The 16,597-nt window shown below is 66.6% G+C and carries 16 protein-coding genes and 1 riboswitch; of the genes, 3 read left to right on the top strand and 13 right to left on the bottom strand.

The annotated features are described in order from the left end of the window. Position 1: 1 nt before the first annotated feature. Complete coding sequence (locus AC1DIN_RS06750) at positions 2 to 865, bottom strand: protein-disulfide reductase DsbD domain-containing protein (protein WP_476809141.1); 864 nt, start codon at positions 863 to 865, stop codon at positions 2 to 4. Positions 866 to 1,103: 238 nt separating this feature from the next. Between AC1DIN_RS06750 and AC1DIN_RS06745 the strand changes: the two genes are divergently transcribed. Then, the gene (locus tag AC1DIN_RS06745) at positions 1,104 to 1,724 is read left to right on the top strand and encodes a YqgE/AlgH family protein (RefSeq protein ID WP_441468861.1); all 621 of its coding nucleotides are present in this window, start codon (positions 1,104 to 1,106) and stop codon (positions 1,722 to 1,724) included. A gap of 122 nt (positions 1,725 to 1,846) precedes the next feature. Here the strand turns inward: AC1DIN_RS06745 and AC1DIN_RS06740 are convergent, their stop codons facing one another. The 12 genes from AC1DIN_RS06740 to coxB all read right to left on the bottom strand — a co-directional run bounded on the left by AC1DIN_RS06740 (position 1,847) and on the right by coxB (position 14,828). Continuing rightward, positions 1,847 to 4,789, bottom strand: coding sequence for an EAL domain-containing protein (locus tag AC1DIN_RS06740; RefSeq protein ID WP_476809140.1), 2,943 nt, complete (start codon positions 4,787 to 4,789; stop codon positions 1,847 to 1,849). 77 nt (positions 4,790 to 4,866) lie between these two features. Beyond that, complete coding sequence (locus AC1DIN_RS06735; protein WP_441468859.1) at positions 4,867 to 5,466, bottom strand: GNAT family N-acetyltransferase; 600 nt, start codon at positions 5,464 to 5,466, stop codon at positions 4,867 to 4,869. A gap of 6 nt (positions 5,467 to 5,472) precedes the next feature. Then, a complete protein-coding gene (locus AC1DIN_RS06730) occupies positions 5,473 to 6,795 on the bottom strand; it encodes a M16 family metallopeptidase (RefSeq protein WP_476809384.1) in 1,323 nt (440 codons plus the stop codon). A 14-nt stretch (positions 6,796 to 6,809) separates the two neighbouring features. Continuing rightward, a complete protein-coding gene (gene thrC, locus AC1DIN_RS06725) occupies positions 6,810 to 8,225 on the bottom strand; it encodes a threonine synthase (protein ID WP_476809139.1) in 1,416 nt (471 codons plus the stop codon). Between the two features lie 71 nt (positions 8,226 to 8,296). Continuing rightward, a complete protein-coding gene (locus AC1DIN_RS06720; RefSeq protein WP_476809138.1) occupies positions 8,297 to 9,061 on the bottom strand; it encodes an SURF1 family protein in 765 nt (254 codons plus the stop codon). Then, positions 9,058 to 9,432 (bottom strand): DUF983 domain-containing protein, encoded by a 375-nt coding sequence (locus tag AC1DIN_RS06715; RefSeq protein WP_441468856.1) that lies wholly within the window; start codon positions 9,430 to 9,432, stop codon positions 9,058 to 9,060. Before AC1DIN_RS06715 ends, AC1DIN_RS06720 begins: the two co-directional genes overlap by 4 nt. An 82-nt stretch (positions 9,433 to 9,514) precedes the next feature. After that, positions 9,515 to 10,378 carry a cytochrome c oxidase subunit 3 gene (locus tag AC1DIN_RS06710; RefSeq protein ID WP_476809137.1) on the bottom strand — a complete coding sequence of 288 codons (864 nt, stop codon included), beginning with the start codon at positions 10,376 to 10,378 and terminating at the stop codon, positions 9,515 to 9,517. A gap of 53 nt (positions 10,379 to 10,431) precedes the next feature. After that, a complete protein-coding gene (locus AC1DIN_RS06705) occupies positions 10,432 to 11,043 on the bottom strand; it encodes a cytochrome c oxidase assembly protein (RefSeq protein ID WP_441468854.1) in 612 nt (203 codons plus the stop codon). After that, positions 11,043 to 11,216 carry a hypothetical protein gene (locus AC1DIN_RS06700; RefSeq protein WP_441468853.1) on the bottom strand — a complete coding sequence of 58 codons (174 nt, stop codon included), beginning with the start codon at positions 11,214 to 11,216 and terminating at the stop codon, positions 11,043 to 11,045. Before AC1DIN_RS06700 ends, AC1DIN_RS06705 begins: the two co-directional genes overlap by 1 nt. Then, positions 11,213 to 12,157, bottom strand: coding sequence for a heme o synthase (locus AC1DIN_RS06695; protein ID WP_476809136.1), 945 nt, complete (start codon positions 12,155 to 12,157; stop codon positions 11,213 to 11,215). The genes AC1DIN_RS06700 and AC1DIN_RS06695 overlap by 4 nt, the downstream gene beginning before the upstream one ends. Positions 12,158 to 12,303: 146 nt before the next feature. Beyond that, positions 12,304 to 13,929, bottom strand: coding sequence for a cytochrome c oxidase subunit I (ctaD, locus tag AC1DIN_RS06690; protein ID WP_441468851.1), 1,626 nt, complete (start codon positions 13,927 to 13,929; stop codon positions 12,304 to 12,306). Positions 13,930 to 13,949: 20 nt separating this feature from the next. Then, positions 13,950 to 14,828 carry a cytochrome c oxidase subunit II gene (gene coxB, locus AC1DIN_RS06685; RefSeq protein WP_476809135.1) on the bottom strand — a complete coding sequence of 293 codons (879 nt, stop codon included), beginning with the start codon at positions 14,826 to 14,828 and terminating at the stop codon, positions 13,950 to 13,952. 348 nt (positions 14,829 to 15,176) lie between these two features. Between coxB and AC1DIN_RS06680 the strand changes: the two genes are divergently transcribed. Together AC1DIN_RS06680 and AC1DIN_RS06675 are read left to right on the top strand one after the other, a co-directional pair. Further along, a complete protein-coding gene (locus AC1DIN_RS06680) occupies positions 15,177 to 15,686 on the top strand; it encodes an invasion associated locus B family protein (RefSeq protein WP_441468849.1) in 510 nt (169 codons plus the stop codon). Continuing rightward, complete coding sequence (locus AC1DIN_RS06675; RefSeq protein ID WP_476809134.1) at positions 15,683 to 16,285, top strand: hypothetical protein; 603 nt, start codon at positions 15,683 to 15,685, stop codon at positions 16,283 to 16,285. Before AC1DIN_RS06680 ends, AC1DIN_RS06675 begins: the two co-directional genes overlap by 4 nt. Before the next feature lie 74 nt (positions 16,286 to 16,359). Beyond that, positions 16,360 to 16,459: riboswitch (glycine riboswitch) on the top strand. Positions 16,460 to 16,597 lie beyond the last annotated feature (138 nt).

Genomic DNA, 16,597 nt, shown 5'->3' with positions numbered 1-16,597 from the left:
ATTAGGGCTTGCCGGCGGGGATGTCGAGTTCGAGCCGCGTCTCGACGGGCTTGGGCGTCCCGCGAATGGTGAAGATCAGGGGGACGGGGCCCGCGGCACTCTTCGGGCGTTCGTTGATGCGGATCTGGGCGGCGACCGTGCCGTCGCTCTGCGGCGTCAGCCGGGACTTGCCGAAGGACCATTGGCCGGGCCCTTCGACGAAGATGTCCTCGATCTTGCCCTCGGGCGGCGGCTGCAGGACGAGCCTGAGACCGGGATCGACGACGGTGTCGTCAAGCTTGGCCTCGAGGATGGAGGTCTTCTCCTTGTGGGGGCCGGGTTTCGCCGAGACCGGCACGCGCGCCTCGAAACTCTCCAGCCGCGGCGATGTCACGGTCGTGACGCCCGGCTCGAGCCACAGGCTGGCCTCGCCCCTGGCGGGAATGCAGATCTTCTCGCAGACCGCATAGTCGAGCTTGAGCACGATCATGACGGGCCGGGACGGATCGACCGGTTGAACCGAGATCGGAATCACGACTTCCCCGACATAGCCGATGGAGTAGCCGGCTGAATCCTGGAACCGCTCCGGAACGGGCCAGCGCACGTCGAGCCCGCCGATATTGGTCGAGCCCGACCAGTCGAAGTTCGGCGGCACGCCGAACTCGCCGGGGCTGCGCCAATAGGTCTTGAAACCCGGAGACATCACGATCTCGACGCCGACGCGCTGCTTGCCCGTCGGCGTGGTCGGGCCGGCGATCAGGCGCAGCTTCGCATGCTCGCTCGCCGACCAGGGCGATATCGCGGCTTCGGTCGGAGCCTCCTGCGCATGCGCGGCAGCGCCGAGCGCGAGGGGCATCATGGCCAGCAGGGAAAAAACGCGGTTCACGACCCTGCATTATCCATTGCGAAACTGAAAAGCGAACAAAACCTGCGTCTCATGTCCTGAATTGGCCGGTCGCCCGAAACATCCATCGTTGCGCAGGAATGGGGCGCAATCGCGATAAGGACCGCACCACCGCGCACAGCCTGAGCCAGCGATCCACCCGGATTTCTGCGAAGCCGGAAGGCCGGAAAGACGGCGGGCTGATATCCAGCCTTGCCGAGACTCCCCGACAGCATCTAGCATGCGGGGGATGAAGATCGGCTCACAACCCCGCCTCGGCGGCCGCAGCTATCTCGACGGGCAGTGCCTCATCGCGATGCCCGGCATGGCCGACACGCGCTTCAGCCGCAGCGTCGTCTATGTCTGTGCGCACTCCGAGGACGGCGCCATGGGCATCATCGTGAACAAGCCGGCCGGCGACACCAAGTTTCCGGATCTGCTCGTTCAGCTCGACGTCATTCCGTCCGAGGAGATCATCCGGCTGCCCAGCAGCGCCGAGCGCATGCAGGTGCTGCGCGGCGGCCCGGTCGAAACCAAGCGTGGATTCGTTCTGCATACGGCGGACTTCTTCCTCGAATCGGCAACGCTCCCCATCGATGAAGGCATCTGCCTGACGGCGACGCTCGATATCCTGCGCGCCATCGCGATCGGCAGCGGGCCGGAAAGCGCTATCCTCGCGCTCGGCTATGCCGGCTGGGCCGCCGGCCAGCTCGAGGCGGAGATCCAGTCGAATGGCTGGCTGCACTGCGCGGCCGATCCGGCCCTGCTGTTCGACGAGAGCGTCGAGACGAAGTATCAGCGGGCGCTGCACAAGCTCGGCATCGAACCTGCGTTTCTCTCTCGCGACGCTGGCCACGCCTGAGGTGCCACCGTCAAATGCTCGGGCCTGACCCGAGCATCTCGTGACCCAGGATCTATCGCGTTTCACCCTGCCCGAGATTCTCGGACTTGCGCTTCGCTTCGTCCGAGAACGGCGGTTGAGGTTTATGCCACTTCGGTTGCCGCCGAAGCTGCCGCGCCCATCAGGCGCCGCGCCTCGGCCGCGGTCATCGGCTGGCCGAAGATGTAGCCCTGCGCGTACTGGCAGCCGATCTGGTAGAGCTCGATGGCGTCGGACTCGCTCTCGGCACCCTCGGCCACGACATCCATGCCGAGATCGGAGGCGAGTTGCACGATCGAGCGCAGGATCACCGGCGGGCGGCCATTGCCCATCTGCCGCACGAAGCTCTGGTCGATCTTGATCGTGTCGAAGGGAAAGCGCTGCAGATAGGACAGCGAGGAATAGCCCGTCCCGAAGTCGTCGAGCGAGAGACCGGCGCCGAGGTCCCGGATGCGCTGCAGCATCTGCGCGGCGTATTCCGGATTTTCCATCACCAGGCTTTCGGTGATTTCGAGCTTGAGCGTGCCCGGCAGCACGCGCCGCCGCCCGAGAACGGTCTTCACGTCGTGCAGCAGGTCGTGGCGGAGCAACTGACGGCTCGAGACATTGACGCTGGCGAAGATCGGCGGGTCGACTTCGAGTGCCGCCTGCCAGGCTTCGAGCTCGCGTGCCGTCTTCTCCATCACGTAGACGCCGAGATCGACGATCAGCCCAGTTTCCTCGGCGATGGCGAGGAAGTCCTGCGGCATCAAGCGCCCCTCACGCGGGTGGTCCCAGCGCACCAGCGCCTCGAACCCGGCGATGGTGCGGTCCTCCAGCCGGACGATCGGCTGGTACATGACCTGGATCTCGTTGCGCTCGATCGCCCGGCGCAGGTCGCTTTCCAGCGCGAGCCTGTCGTTGCGGTCGGTCCGCATCGCCGGAACGAAGACCTCGATCTTGTTGCCGCCCTGGCGCTTGGCATGAGCCATGGCGAGCTCGGCGTTCTTCAGCGCATCGTCCTTGCGCGCGGCAGGCGAGGGGTCGAACAGGGCGAGCCCGATCGAGGGCGTCAGCACGATCTCCCGCTCGGCATAGGTGATCGGCGTCGAGACGGCCCGGCGCACGAGCTCGGCCAGTGCCAGGATGCGTTCGGGATCGCGCTCCGAGACCAGGATCATCGCGAAGGTGTCGCCGCCGATGCGGGCGAGCGTGTCCTGCGCCCTGAGCAGCCGGCCAAGGCGCCGCGCTAGCGTCAGCAGGATCGAGTCGCCGGCTGAGAAACCAACCGATTCGTTGACCTGCTTGAAGCGGTCGACATCGATGACGAGCACGGTCGGGCGGATATTGTCGTCGGCGCGGGTGAAGCCGAAGATCGCGCCGAGCCGGTCCTGGAACAGCTTGCGGTTGGGCAGCCCAGTCAGGTTGTCATGGACGGCGTCGTGCAGCAGGCGCTCCTGGGCCGTGCGCTGCTCGGTGACGTCCGAGAGCGTGCCGATGACGCGGATGACTTCGCCGTCCGAGCCGATGACGGGCCGCGCCTTGACGTTGAACCAGTGATAGGCGCCGTTGGCGGAGCGCAGGCGCAGGTCGAGATTGAGCTTGCCGCGGCGTTGCTCCAGCACGGCGTCGAGCGTGACGCGGTAGCGGTCCCGGTCGGCGACATGCATGTGCTCCAGCCAGCGCGCGGCCGAGCCTTCGAGCGAGCCCTTGGGCAGGCCGAGCAGCGTCTCGATCTGCGGCGAGACGAAGACCTTGTCGGAGCTCACGTCCCAGTCGAAGACGAGGTCGCCGGAGCCGGAAAGCGCCAGCGCCCGCCGCTCCGTGTCCGAGACCAGGCCCTGCGAGATCGCGCCGCCGGCGAAGGCGTGCTGGATCACGGTAAAGCCGATCAGCAGCACGATCAGCACGAGGCCGCCCAGCAGGGCAGGCGCCACGAGGTCGCGCTGGAACTGCCCGGTTACGGTGAAGCTCGCTGCCGTGACCCAGACCGCAAGCAGGAACCAGGTCGGGATCAGCATGACCGCGCGCTCGTAGCCATGTGTCGCCAGATGCACGACCAGCACGAAGCCGACGGCGGCGACGGCGGCAATCGAGATGCGCGCGATGCCGGAAGCCATCGGCGCGTCGAAGACGGCGAGGCCGATCAGGCCGGCGAGGCCGATGATCCAGATCGCGGTGACATGGCCGTAGCGCACATGCCAGCGTGACAGGTTGAGATAGGCGAACAGGAAAACGAGCAGTGTCGCGGCAAGCACGACTTCCGCACCCGCCCGGTAGATGCGCTCGATCGCCGGCGTGAGCGGGAAAAGGCGCTGGAAGAAGCCAAAATCGAGGCCGGCATAAGCCAGCACCGCCCAGGCGAGCGCTGCGGCGGCCGGGAAGATCACCGCGCCCTTGACCACGAAGATGATGGTCAGGAAGAGCGCGAGCAGGCCGGCGATGCCGATGATGATGCCCTTGTAGAGGGTCAGGCCGTTGGTCTTCTGGCGATAGGCTTCCGGCTCGAACAGATAGAGCTGCGGCAGGTTCGGCGATTTCAGCTCCGCCACGAAAGTGACGGTCGTGCCGGGGTCGAGCGTGATCAGGAAGACGTCGGCGTCGGGGCTTGCCTCGCGGTCCGGCGAAAGGCCCTGGCTCGCCGTCACCGCCTCGATGCGCTTGTCGCCGAGGTCGGGCCAGACCACGCCGGAGCCGATCAGCCGGTGGAAGGGCGCGACCAGAAGCCGGTCGATCTGCTCGTCCGAATCGTTCGTCAGCGCGAAGACGATCCAGTCCGGCCTGGCGCCCGATTCGCGCGCCTTGACGGCGATGCGCCGGACGATGCCGTCCGGCCCCGGCGCGGTCGAGATCTGGATGACGTCGCCGTCCGATTTGTTGCGCTCGACGACATTGGTGAGATCGATCACCGGCACGTCGACCGGCACACGCACCGCATCGACGGCGCTGGCCGGCGTCACGGTCGCGAAACTGAACCACAGGGCAAGGCCGGCGACGGCGAGGCCGATCCGGAGGATGCGCTCGGAAATGGACAAGCTGTGCTCGGCTATCAGGCGGGAGACAATCATTCGAACTTGAACGAAAATCCCTACTGGGCGCTCATGGCAAGGGCAAGGCAGCGCGTGGCTGTGGTCAACCGCTGCCTTCACGGCTTCCCTCCGGGCAACGCATCGCCCGAAAGCAGAGCGTAGAGCAGATGGTCGGCCCAGACGCCGTTGATCTTGAGATAGGCGCGCGCCAGCCCCTCGTGCTGGAAACCGACCCGCTCCAGCAGGCGGCGTGACGGCTCGTTGTTCGGCAGGCAGGCGGCCTCGACCCGGTGCAGCGCAAGCTCGGAAAAGGCAAAGCGCACCGCGCCACGCACAGCCTCGGCCATGTGGCCCCTGCCGGCATGGCGCTTGCCCATCCAGTAGCCGAGCGTGCAGGCTTGGGCCACGCCGCGGCGGATGAGGCCAAGGGTCAGCCCGCCGAGCAGCGCCTCCGTATGGGCTTCGAAGATGAAGAGCGAATAGGCTTCGTCGCTAGCGATCTCGCGTGCTGCCCGCTTGGCGCGCAGTCGGAAGGAGGTCCGGGTCAGATCGTCCTCGTTCCAGGTCGGCTCCCAGGGCGTCAGAAAGTCGCGGCTTTCGATGCGCAGCACGGCCCAGGCGGAGTAGTCGCTGGCTTGCGGCGCACGCAGATAGAGATTCTGCGTCCGTATCAGCGGGCGGCTCGGCGGCTCGCTCGGGAAACGGAAGAGCGCCATCGCCGTTCAGTCCGCGGCCCGGGCCGCCTGGCGCAGGCGCTTGGCTGCGGGAATGCCGTGGATCGGGCCGATCGCGGCAATGGTCGGCTGGTGGCCGAGCAGCGAGCGACCTGCCGCGCGCACGTCCTCGAGCGTCACCGCGTCGAGACGGGCCGCCAGTTCCTCGCGCGGGATTGCCCGGCCGAAGATCAGCACCTGCCGGGCCATCTGCTCCAGCTTGCCGCCGGGGCTTTCGAGCGAGGCGAGCAGCCCCACCTTCATCTGGGCGCGGGCCCGCGCCACTTCGACTTCGCTGACATCCTCCGCCGCCTGGCGCAGGCAGCCGAGCGCGACCTCGATCAGCTCGTTCGCATCCTCAGGCGCGGTGCCGGCGCCAATGCCGAAGATGCCGCAGTCGGAGAAGGGCCAGTGGAAGGCATCGATCGCATAGGCCAGGCCGCGCTGCTCGCGCACCTCCTGGAACAGCCGCGACGACAGGCCGCCGCCCAGCACCGAGGCGAAGATCTGCAAGGGGTAGTGCATGCCGCCGGTGAAGGGCTTGCCGGGCAGGCCGAGCACGAGATGCACCTGCTCCTCGTCGCTGCCGATGCGCGCCTCACCGCCCCGATAGTTGCCGGGTTCGCGCTCCGGCATCTTGGCGGGGCGGGCCGGCAGCTTCGACAGATGTTCGCGGGCAAGCGCCACCAGTTCGTCATGGCTGACGGCGCCGGACGCGGCGAGCACCATGTTGCCGGCGTGGTAGTTGCGGGCGAGATAGGCGCGGATCGCCTCGGGGGTGAAGCTTTGCACCGTCTGGGCCGTGCCGAGGATCGGCCGGCCGATCGGCTGGTCGGGGAAGGCGGCCTGCAGGAAGCGGTCGTAGACGAGGTCGTCCGGGGTGTCCTGAACGGCAGAGATCTCCTGCAGGATCACGCCCTTCTCGCGCTTCAGCTCCTCCTCGGTGAGGGCGGGCGAGGTGACGATGTCGGCGAGGATGTCGACGGCAAGCGCCAGATCGGTGCCGAGGACGCGGGCGGTGTAGCAGGTATATTCGACGCTGGTCGCCGCGTTGAGGTCGCCGCCGACGCCCTCGATCTCCTCGGCGATCTGGAGGGCATTGCGCCGGGCCGTGCCCTTGAACGCCATGTGCTCGAGCAGATGGGCGAGGCCGTGCTCATGCGGCAGCTCGTCGCGCGAGCCGGCGCCGATCCAGATGCCGAGCGACACCGTCGCGGCATGATCCATGCGCTGCGAGACGATGCGCAGGCCCGAGGGCAGGGGGGTCAGCTGGACGTCGGGGTCATGGGCGCCTTCAGGCCGCGCCGATGCGGCGAGCTCGACGGCCTCGATCGGGGTGGTGGCGCTCACGCTGCCGCTCCGCGGACGGCGCGCGCATGCTCGCGCACGAAGGTTTCGACCTTGCCGAGATCGTTCGGCAGCAGCGTCAGACGTTCCTTGCGCTCCATCAGATCGGCGAGATGGGCGGGCAGCTCCGGCGCGACGCCGCTCGCGGCCTTCACCGCCGCCGGGAACTTGGCGGGATGAGCCGTGCCGAGCACGATCATCGGTGTCGCCGGATGGCGCTTGAGCGCCTGCCGGGCAGCGCCGACGCCGATCGCGGTGTGCGGGTCGAGGAGGTAGCCGGCCTCGGTCCAGCTCTTCTTGATCTCGGCCGCGACCTCCTCCTCGCTCCGGGAGGCAGCGTCGAATTCGCCGCGGATGCGCTGGAGCGCTTCACCCGCGATCTCGAAGCGGCCGGATTGCTGCAGCGACTGCATCAGCCGGCGGACAGTGGCGCCGTCGCGGCCATGCGCTTCGAACAGCAGCCGCTCGAAATTGGACGAGATCTGGATATCCATCGAGGGCGAGGTCGTCGCCGCCACGCCGCGCATCTCGTAGGCGCCGGTTTCCAGCGTCCGCGCCAGGATGTCGTTGCTGTTGGTGGCGATCACCAGMCGCTCGATCGGCAGGCCCATCTGCTTGGCGACCCAGCCCGCGAGGATATCGCCGAAATTGCCGGTCGGCACCGTGAAGGAGACCTTGCGCTCCGGCCCGCCGAGCGAAACGGCCGAGGTGAAGTAGTAGACGACCTGCGCCGCGATGCGCGCCCAGTTGATCGAGTTGACGCCGGACAGTCCGATCTCGTCGCGGAAGGCGTGATGGTTGAACATCGCCTTCACGAGGTTCTGGCAGTCGTCGAATGTGCCTTCGACCGCGATGGCATGGACGTTCGGCGCATCGACCGTCGTCATCTGCCGGCGCTGCACGTCGGAGACGCGGCCCTGCGGATAGAGGATGAAGACATCGACGCTCTTCAGCCCCTTGAAGGCGTCGATGGCGGCGCCACCGGTGTCGCCGGAGGTCGCGCCGACGATGGTGGCGCGCTGGCCGCGCTGGCCGAGCACATGGTCCATCAGCCGGCCGAGCAACTGCATCGCCACGTCCTTGAAGGCGAGCGTCGGGCCGTGGAAGAGCTCCAGCACGAAGAGATTGTCGCCGATCTGCGTCAGCGGGCAGACGGCCGGATGACGGAAGCCGGCATAGGCCTGACGGATCATGCCGGAGAGCGCGCCGCTCTCGATGTCGCCATCGCTCAATGCGCCGAGCACGCGCTCGGCCACCGCCGTATAGGGTTTTCCGGCGAAACCGGCGATCTCCGCCAGCGCGAGAGTCGGCCAGCTCTGCGGCAGATAGAGGCCGCCGTCGCGGGCGAGCCCGGTCAGCAGCGCGTCGGAAAAGCTGAGCGCCGGGGCTTCACCCCGGGTGGAAACATGCAACACGATCTTGGCCTCGGTGATCTCAATCTGATGCTATAGGCCGGTCCGGCGGTTTCGGCAAAACCTGAGCGACATCAGGCCGGTGCGGAACCTTTCCGCGCCTGCCAGACATAGGCCGCGAAGACGCCGAGCAACGTCAGCGCCAGCCCGAACCAGGTCAGGGCATATTGCAGGTGGTTGTCGGGAATGCGGTCGATGAGCTCGCGCACATCGACGCCGGCCGGTGGCTTGAGGCCGTTGCCCTCGCGTTCTGCTTCCAGATAGAACGGAGCCGGCGGCAAGCCGAGCGAGGCGGCGATCCCTGCGGGGTCGCGAGTGTAGAATTCGCGGATGGCCGGCAGGTCTTGCGGCGTAAAGCTGTTGCGGGTCTCGGGTGCCCGCAGGAAGCCCGTGACGGTGTCGGGGCCGCTCGCCGGTCCGATCTGGCCCATGCGGCTCTCCGGCACGAAGCCGCGATTGACCAGGATGATCCCGCCATCCTCGAGCCTGAAGCCCTGGAACACCCAACGGCCGAAGCCGGAGAGCTGCCGCGAGCCGGGCGGCCCGGCGGCAATCGTGGTGCGGACGCCGGCGATCGGCCCATCAACATAGGTGCCCTTGGCGGTGACGCGGGTGAGGTCGAGCGCCGCTACGTCGAGCTTCGCCCATTCGGCGCTGGGCGGGATCGGAGCGGGCGCTCCGGCGGCTTGCGCCTCCAGGCGCCCGATATAGGCGTGCTTCTCCTGCATGCGCTCGAGCTGCCAGGTTCCGAGGATGCAGAGGATCACCGCGCCGATGATCGTCAGGAGCGTTGGCAGGAGCAGCCCGGGTTTCCGGTCGCTTGCGGGTTGCGCGGTCACTTCGCCCGCCTGCCTTCCTCGGCCTTGTTGGCGTATTGCAGCGCCACTGCCAGCCCCTTCAGCGGCCTCAGCAGTGCGAGGCAGATGACCAGTGCCAGCGGCAGCCACATCAGCAGGTGCAGCCAGATCGGCGGTTCATAGGCGATCTCGACATAGAGTGCCGAGCCCAGCACCACGAAGCCGGCGATCAGCATGATGAAGACGGCCGGTCCGTCTGCCGAATCGGCGAATTTATAGTCGAGCCCGCAAGCGCTGCAGCGCGGCTTCAGCTTGAGGAAACCGTCGAACAGCGCGCCTTCGCCGCAGCGCGGGCAGCGCCCGGCCAGCCCCGTGGAATAGGGGGAGGGATGTGTAGGTTCAGGACCGGCCATCGCAGCCTCCAAAGCGGGAAAGGCGGCCTCGCGGCCGCCTTTCACCAGACGATAACCGCGAGGGCGCGGTAGGATTCGTGACCTAGTGCGCAGCGGCTGCGTGCGCGCCGGCGCCCCAGACATAGATCGCGGCGAACAGGAACAGCCAGACCACGTCGACGAAGTGCCAGTACCAGGCGGCGAATTCGAAGCCGAGATGCTGCTGCGGCTTGAAGTGGCCGAGATAGGTCCGGTAGAGGCAGACCGCCAGGAAGATCGTGCCGATGATGACGTGCGCGCCATGGAAGCCGGTCGCCATGAAGAAGGTGGCGCCGTAGATGTTGCCCTTGAAGGCGAAGGTGGCGTGCGAATACTCGTAAGCTTGGCACAGCGTGAACAGGACGCCGAGGATCACGGTGAGCCACAGGCCCTGCTTCAGGCCAGCGCGGTCGTTGTTGATCAGAGCGTAGTGTGCCCAGGTCACGGTCGTGCCAGAGGTCAGCAGGATCAGTGTGTTGAGCAGCGGCAGGTGCCAGGGATCGAAGGTCTCGATGCCCTTCGGCGGCCAATGCCCGCCAGTGAACTCGTAGCGGAGATAGTTGATCTGCTCGCCCGAGAAGAGGCTGGCGTCGAAATAGGCCCAGAACCAGGCGACGAAGAACATCACCTCGGAGGCGATGAACATGATCATGCCGTAGCGGTGATGCAACTGCACGACGCGGGTGTGGTGGCCTTCCTTCTCGGCCTCGCGGATGACGTCCATCCACCAGGCGAGCATGGTGTAGAGCACGCCGAGCAGGCCGGCGCCGAAGACCAGCGGGCCGATATGCATGCCGCCGACCGGCAGCGCCTTCATCCACATCACGGCGCCGATCGCCATGATCGTCGCGCTCGCGGCGCCGACGAGCGGCCACGGGCTCGGATCGACGAGGTGGTAGTCGTGGTGCTTCGTATGGGCCCCGGCCATCGTATTCAGTCTCCGCGTACGACGTCTTGTCCGCGCTTTTGCTCTAGCGCGTTCTACAGTTTCGAATTGCCCGCGTCACCCTTGACGGAGCCGGCCTTGTCCTCGGCGACGGGCTGGCCCGACTTCGAGGCGAAATAGGTATAGGACAGTGTGATGGCGTGGACGCCGTCGAGCTCGCGATTCCCAGCGATTTCGGGGTCGATATAGAACACCACCGGCGCCTCGAAGCTCTCGCCGGGCTTCAGCGTGTGCTCGGTGAAGCAGAAGCACTGGATCTTGACGAAATAGGCCGCGGCCTTGTCCGGTGCGACATTGTAGGTCGCAATGCCGGTCACCGTGCGGTCCGAGCGATTCGTCATCTTGTAGAACACGGTCTGGGTCGCGCCGACGCGAACCTTGATCTCCGGGCTCTCCGCTTCGAACTTCCAGCCAAGCCCCGGCGCGACATTGGCGTCGAAACGCACCGACATCGTCCGGTCGAGGATCTTGCCGGCGCCGGCCGTGCCCACCATCGGCGTGCCGCCGAAGCCGGTGACCTTGCAGAACAGGTCGTAGAGCGGCACCGCCGCGAAGGAAGCGCCGAGCATGCCGAAAGCTACACCGACACAGATCAGTGCGGTGCGCGCCGGATTGCCCTTAGGCTTCTGCGGGACGGGATTCGTCATCACAGCGGCCGGTTCAGGATCGCGGGGCCGGTCTTCACCAGCGTCACCACGAAGAAGAAGATCACGAGCCCGCCGAGCACCAGCGCGAGCGCGATGGAGCGACGGCGGCGGCGTGCCATGTCTTCCGGCGAGAACGGCGCCGGCGCGGGCTTCTGGGGGCGTTGCTCGCTCATCCGATCACCTTCGGCAGGGCCCACATCAGGCCGAGCCCGTTTTCGACGAGCAGAACCGCGAAGAGCAGGAAAAGATAGATGATCGAAAAGCCGAACAGCGACCAGGCTGCCTTCACGGCGGGCTGGCCCTCCGTGCGGCGCCAGACCTGGATCGCGAGCCAGATCATCGCCAGCCCGGTCGTCATCGAGACGGCCAGGTAGATCAGGCCGCCGAAGCCCATCAGCGCCGGCAGCACGGCGACAGGAGCCATGATCAGCGAATAGAGGACGATCTGCCGGCGGGTCGCGGCCGGGCCGGCGACATTCGGCATCATCGGGATGCCGGCGCGCTCGTAGTCGCCGGACTTGATCAGCGCCAGCGCCCAGAAATGCGGCGGGGTCCACAGGAAGATGATCGCGAACAGAACGAGGGAGTGCCAGCCGAAATTGCCGGTCACCACGGCTTCGCCGATCATGGGCGGGAAGGCGCCCGCGGCGCCGCCGATCACGATGTTCTGCGGCGTCCAGCGCTTCAGCCACATCGAGTAGACGACGGCGTAGAAGAAGATCGTGAAGGCCAGCATGAAGGCCGCGAGCGCATTCGCGATCAGGCCGAGTACCAGCACCGAGCCGATCGAGAGCGTCAGCCCGAAGGCGAGCGCCTCAGAGGGCAGAATCCGGCCCGCGGGGATCGGGCGCTTGGCCGTGCGGCTCATCAGCGCGTCGATGTCGGCGTCGTACCACATGTTGAGGCAGCCCGACGCGCCGGCGCCGACCGCGATCGCCAAAAGCGCGGCGAAGCCGAGGACGGGGTGCAGGGAGCCCGGTGCCGTCGCCATGCCGGTCAGCGCCGTCACCACGACAAGCGACATCACACGCGGCTTCAGCAGCGCGAAGAAGTCGCGCGCCTCTCCGGTGGAGGCGGTCAGGCCGTCGGTGCGGGTTTCGAACGCAGCAGACATCGGTTGGATCGTCTTCGTACTCTTGTGAACCGCGCCCATGGGCGCAGGGTGTTCGCGGCTGGATCGTGCCGCCCGTCTCCGGAACGCCTCGCAAGGCGCTCGGGGGAGGGGCGGCGGCGGGCCCCATGAGGCCCGCCGCCGTTGTCTCAGTGGTCCGAGCCGGTAATGCGCGGCAGCGTCTCGAACTGGTGGAAGGGCGGCGGCGAGGACAGGGTCCACTCCAGCGTCGTCGCGCCTTCGCCCCACGGATTGTCGCCGGCGAGCTGCTTGCGGCTGAAGGCCACGGCGATGCCGTAAAGCCAGATCAGCAGGCCGGCTGCGAAGATGTAGGAACCGATCGACGACCAATAATGCCAGCCGGCGAAGGCGTCGGGATAGTCCACATAGTGACGCGGCATGCCGGCGAGCCCGAGGAAGTGCTGCGGGAAGAACAGCAGGTTCGCGCCGATGAAGGCGACCCAGAAGTGCAGCCGGCCGATCCAGTCCGGCATCACATAGCCGCTCATCTTCGGGAACCAGTAGTAGAAGCCCGCGAATATGCCGAACACCGCGCCGAGCGACAGGACGTAGTGGAAGTGGGCCACCACGTAGTAGGTCGCATGCAGCGAGCGGTCGACACCGGCGTTGGCCAGCACGACGCCGGTGACGCCGCCGACGGTGAACAGGAAGATGAACCCCATCGCCCAGACCATCGGGGCGGTGAAGCGGATCGAGCCGCCCCACATCGTCGCGATCCAGGAGAAGATCTTGATGCCCGTCGGCACCGCGATGACCATCGTCGCGAACACGAAGTAGCGCTGCGTGTTGAGCGAAAGGCCGGCCGTGTACATGTGGTGCGCCCACACGATGAAGCCGACCACGCCGATCGCGACCATGGCGTAGGCCATGCCGAGGTAGCCGAAGATCGGCTTCTTCGAGAAGGTCGAGATGATGTGGCTGATGATGCCGAAGGCCGGCAGGATCATGATGTACACTTCGGGGTGACCGAAGAACCAGAACAGGTGCTGGTACAGGATCGGATCGCCGCCGCCGGCCGGATCATAGAAGGTTGTGCCGAAGTTGCGATCCGTCAGCAGCATGGTGATCGCACCGGCGAGGACCGGCAGCGAGAGCAGCAGCAGGAAGGCGGTGACCAGCACGCCCCAGGCGAACAGCGGCATCTTGTGCATGGTCATGCCAGGCGCGCGCATGTTCAGGATGGTGGTGATGAAGTTGATCGCGCCCAGAATCGAAGCCGCGCCGGCAAGGTGCAGCGACAGGATGCCGAAGTCGACCGAGGGGCCGGGGTGGCCGGCGGTCGAGAACGGCGGATAGACCGTCCAACCCGTGCCGACGCCGTGCGCGCCCGGGGCGCCTTCCATGAACATCGAGATGATCATGAGCACGAAGGCTGCGACGGTGAGCCAGAACGAGATGTTGTTCATGCGCGGGAAGGCCATGTCCGGCGCGCCGATCATCAGCGGTACGAACCAGTTGCCGAAGCCGCCGATGACCGCGGGCATGACCATGAAGAAGATCATGATCAGGCCGTGGCCGGTGACGAACACGTTGTAGCTCTGGCCGTTCGCGAAGATCTGCACGCCGGGGTACATCAACTCGATACGCATCATGATCGAGAGGAAGCCGCCGACGAGGCCCGCGATGATCGAGAAGATCAGGTAGAGCGTGCCGATGTCTTTGTGGTTGGTCGACAGAAGCCACCGGCGCCACCCGGTCGGGTGGTCGTGATGGGCCTCGTCATGGCCGTGAGCGTGCTGAGCCGCTGTTGCCATCGTGTTGTCTCCTCGGCGAATTACTTGGACGCGGCGGCGAGCTTGATGCCCGCGTCTTCGGCATTGGCGAATTTCTGCTTCGCTTCGGCGAGCCAGGCGGCGTAGCGCTCCTGGCTGACGACGCGGAAGGCGATCGGCATGTAGGCGTGGTTCTGGCCGCAGATGAACGAGCACTGGCCGTAATAGATGCCTTCGCGCTCGGCCTTGAACCAGGTTTCGTTCAGGCGGCCGGGGATCGCGTCGATCTTGATGCCGAAGGACGGCACCGTGAACTTGTGGATGACGTCGGCGCCGGTGACCTGGACGCGGACGATCTTCCCGACCGGCACGATCGCCTCGTTGTCGACCGCGAGCAGGCGCGGGGCCTCGGCCTCGGCGATCTTCTTGCTCGCGATCGCCTCGGCGCGCTGCTTCTCGTCCAGCATCAGCGAGTCGAAGCCGAAGGCGCCGTTGTCCTGCGCGTATTCATAGGACCAGTACCACTGCTTGCCGGTGACCTTCAGGGTGAGGTCGGCCTGCGGCACCTCGAGCTGCAGCTTGAGCAGGCGGAAGGAGGGAATCGCGATGACGACGAGGATCAGGACCGGGATTACCGTCCAGCACACTTCGAGCAGGGCGTTGTGCGTGGTCTTGGAGGGGACCGGGTTGGCCTTCTCGTTGAAGCGGAAGACGACATAGATCAGCAGCGCCAGCACGAAGAGCGTGACGACGCCGATGATGATGTTCAGCCAGTCATGAAACCAGTGAATGAATTCGGCGACGGGGGTCGCGGCGCCCTGCAGGTTCATCTGCCAGGGGGAAGGCATGCCGGTGCCGGCGACGGCCGGGACGGTCGCCAGCGCGGCGACGGCAAGGGCCGTGGCGGCCGCGGTTGCAAAGGTCCTGCTCAGAAATCGCATCGATCCGACATGCTCCTCAATCGACCTGCATGGGAACCGACCGGCTTTGCCCCACGCACGAAGGGGCGACCGCGAAGGTCGCCTCGTTCTTCGGGATTGCGATAAATCAAAGATCACGCTTGCGCCAGTGGGGCAATGACACGGTCCATCATCATCAGTGCGGCATAATCGCGCGAGGCCTTGACGGAACCACGCCCGCACCCGCGTGCACGCCTTGACAGGGCCGGGCCTGCATGGTCCCAACGCATTTTATGTGAAGAGCGGTAGGATTCTCTGGCGCTGTCGGCGTTTTGCCTGAATCTTGCGCTTTTGCTGCGGTTTCTGGACGGGTTTCGAAGGATGGCAGGGATGATGAGGATCATCGGAGCGGCAGGCGCCTTGGCGCTGGCGCTCATGGGGACGAGCCTCTACGCCGGCTCCGCTCTCGCGCAGGGCGCGGTGCGTTCCACACATGGCGATTGGCAGATGCGCTGCGAAGTGCCGCCCGGCGCCAAGGCGGAGCAATGCGCGCTGGTCCAGAACGTCGCGGCCGAGGACCGGCCGAATCTGACGCTCCTCGTCATCGTGCTGAAGACTGCCGATCAGAAGAGCCGGCTTCTGCGCGTCGTCGCGCCGCTTGGCGTGCTGCTGCCATCCGGCCTCGGCCTCAAGATCGATGACAAGGATATCGGCCGCGCCGGCTTCGTGCGCTGCCTGACCACCGGTTGCGTTGCCGAGGTCGTCATGGACGACAACCTGCTCGGCCAGCTCAAGGGCGGCAAGAGCGCGACATTCATCGTATTCCAGACGCCGGAGGAGGGGGTGGGCGTGCCCGTCTCGCTCAACGGCTTCGGCCCCGGCGTGGAGGCGCTGCCTTGATCGACCAGACTCTGACTGCGGGCCGTTGGCTCGCCCTGCCGCTGCTTTGCCTGGGTCTCGCCGGCTGCGGCTCCTCCTCATCGCCCTCCGCCGGCAGCACGGCGCTCAACATGCTGATGTTCCAGTCCTCGAAGCCGCCGGCGCCTGACCAGCTGCCGAAGGAGGAGGAACGGAACGATACGGTCTGCCCGGAGGTCATCATCGCCGATGGCGGCGCCGCGATCCGCGCCCAGGCCGGTCAGGACAGCAGCGGTCTGCGCTACCAGGTCTCGATCACCAACGTCGCGCGCGAGTGCACGCCGACCGGCAATGGCGGCTTCCGCCTCAAGGTCGGTGTCGAGGGTCGTGTGCTTCTCGGCCCGGCCGGCGGCCCGGGCAGCTACGGTGCGACCTTGAACACGACGGTGACGCGCGGCACGGCGACGGTCGCGCGCCGCGGCTCGCGCGTCGGCGGCACGATCCCGTCCGGCCAGAGCGGCGTCGACTTCTCCCATGTCGAGGACGGCATCGTCGTGCCGGCTGGCAATGGCGAGGTCGAGATCATCGTCAGTCTCGGTCAGGGTGGTGCTGCCGCCCCGGCGCGGCATCGCCGCCGTTAAAAGCAGCTTTGCCGTGAAAGAAGGCGCCGCCCGGATTGACTGGGGCGGCGCCTCCTGTATCTCTGCCCAAGCCGCATATCCCCGCGGAAGAGACCGGGCCTGATCCGTCAGGACCCGGCGCCGAAGGCGCAACCGCCCCGGAAACGCTCAGGCAACAAGGACCGCTGGGGATTTGGCGCTCTGGAAAGAGGCGGGAAGCGATTCCCGCCCACCGACGGGTGTAACTCGTCCGGCCTCACGGTCAGGCGGGGAAATCTCTCAGGTCCCAAGACAGAGGGGGCGCGTTCCGGACGATATTGTCCGGGGCTTGCG

The organism is Allobosea sp. 05T438, from assembly GCF_056396025.1.
The sequence above is the reverse complement of the archived record's forward strand: the minus strand, read 5'-3'. Positions and strand labels throughout refer to the sequence as shown.

Bases quoted from the DNA above. Each gene is read 5' to 3' on its own strand.
- AC1DIN_RS06745 (WP_441468861.1), top strand. From the start codon at position 1,104: ATGCGGGGGATGAAGATCGGCTCACAACCCCGCCTCGGCGGCCGCAGC.
- AC1DIN_RS06740 (WP_476809140.1), bottom strand. From the start codon at position 4,789: ATGATTGTCTCCCGCCTGATAGCCGAGCACAGCTTGTCCATTTCCGAG.
- AC1DIN_RS06735 (WP_441468859.1), bottom strand. From the start codon at position 5,466: ATGGCGCTCTTCCGTTTCCCGAGCGAGCCGCCGAGCCGCCCGCTGATA.
- AC1DIN_RS06715 (WP_441468856.1), bottom strand. From the start codon at position 9,432: ATGGCCGGTCCTGAACCTACACATCCCTCCCCCTATTCCACGGGGCTG.
- AC1DIN_RS06710 (WP_476809137.1), bottom strand. From the start codon at position 10,378: ATGGCCGGGGCCCATACGAAGCACCACGACTACCACCTCGTCGATCCG.
- AC1DIN_RS06705 (WP_441468854.1), bottom strand. From the start codon at position 11,043: ATGACGAATCCCGTCCCGCAGAAGCCTAAGGGCAATCCGGCGCGCACC.
- AC1DIN_RS06700 (WP_441468853.1), bottom strand. From the start codon at position 11,216: ATGAGCGAGCAACGCCCCCAGAAGCCCGCGCCGGCGCCGTTCTCGCCG.
- AC1DIN_RS06695 (WP_476809136.1), bottom strand. From the start codon at position 12,157: ATGTCTGCTGCGTTCGAAACCCGCACCGACGGCCTGACCGCCTCCACC.
- ctaD (WP_441468851.1), bottom strand. From the start codon at position 13,929: ATGGCAACAGCGGCTCAGCACGCTCACGGCCATGACGAGGCCCATCAC.
- coxB (WP_476809135.1), bottom strand. From the start codon at position 14,828: ATGCGATTTCTGAGCAGGACCTTTGCAACCGCGGCCGCCACGGCCCTT.
- AC1DIN_RS06680 (WP_441468849.1), top strand. From the start codon at position 15,177: ATGATGAGGATCATCGGAGCGGCAGGCGCCTTGGCGCTGGCGCTCATG.